2 protein-coding genes are annotated in these 1214 nt (G+C 44.2%); both read left to right on the top strand.

The genetic code is table 11. The features are described from left to right. Window positions 1–442: 442 nt before the first annotated feature. On the top strand, window positions 443–784 hold the full coding sequence (locus tag R7E00_RS24140; RefSeq protein ID WP_024703322.1) for an ArsR/SmtB family transcription factor: 342 nt from the start codon (window positions 443–445) through the stop codon (window positions 782–784). 84 nt (window positions 785–868) lie between these two features. Further along, a partial coding sequence (locus tag R7E00_RS24135) for an arsenic resistance protein (protein ID WP_411978693.1) occupies window positions 869–1214 on the top strand: 346 nt, incomplete at its 3' end.

Below are 1214 nucleotides of genomic sequence, written 5' to 3'. Positions count from 1 at the left end.
AACTTGGCGGCAATAAAATAAGAAAACTTCCAAACACTTTGTTCCCCTTTTACTAGCATTTCGTCCCTATATTGTAGGAAAAACCCACCTATTTGGTCTTATCAGGAATAAAGCGAAAAAATCTACTCTCTTTTTTACCTCCCCTTTTTTCACCATACTGATTTGGCTAGCAGGAAATATAGAAAATTGCTCACAACCTACCCCCCCAAGCAGAACTTAGCTCCTGATACCACACCCCCAATTCGTCGTATCTTTAAGTTCTGCTTTTTTACTTGCTGCCATTTGACCGAATTCTTTGTTAGTCCGCCAAATATTTGCGAGACATCATCCCTTCCCATTTTTTGACGTCGCTTATCTTCAATTCTCCTTTCAACAGTTGCGCCTTAGAAAAAGCACACGTACACTTAATCGCAATTCGACGATTAACTATAAAGGTCTGCTCATGAGCAACAAATGCAGCGAAACGTGCCAAATTGCTTTTGAAACCACGCAACAACAACTCGATAAAGAACAAGCACTCGCCGCTCAAGCGAAAGCGCTGTCTCATCCTGCTCGCTTACGCATTCTGCATATTCTTCACACTTTAGACACCATGGGCGGCTGCTTAAATAGCGATTTAGTCTCTGAGTTAGGTTTAGCGCAATCGACTGTATCAGAACACTTACGCATTCTAAAACAGGCCGGGTTTATCAGTGCAGAACCCAACCCACCAAAGGTTTGTTACCGTATTCAACGTGAAAAACTGAACGCGTTTAACGCTCAGTTTTCCGGTTTATTTAGCTAAGACACGTTGCGCGCTATCCACGCGCGCAAAGATAAACTATAACTTAATACATCGCCTTTCGACGATAAACGAATAGAGACCACTATGACGACTGACGTTTTAAATCGTGCCAGTGAAAAAATGAGCTTTCTTGACCGCTACTTAACGGTCTGGATTTTTGTCGCAATGGCCATCGGCGTGGGGATAGGCGCAGTCTACCCGCAAGTAGCAGAATGGAACGAAGCAATGTCCGTTGGTAGTACGAACGTACCGCTCGCCATTGGTTTGATTTTGATGATGTACCCACCACTCGCCAAGGTGAACTACGGTCTATTGGGAACGGTAACGAGAGATAAAAAGGCCATCACGCTGTCTCTGGTTATGAACTGGATCGTCGGTCCAATCCTGATGTTCGTTCTTGCCTTAACCTTCCTTGGTGATCATCCGGGTT

The sequence above is a fragment of the Vibrio sp. Vb1755 genome (genome assembly GCF_033338635.1).
Taxonomy (GTDB): Bacteria; Pseudomonadota; Gammaproteobacteria; order Enterobacterales; family Vibrionaceae; genus Vibrio; species Vibrio alginolyticus.
The sequence above is the reverse complement of the archived record's forward strand: the minus strand, read 5'-3'. Positions and strand labels throughout refer to the sequence as shown.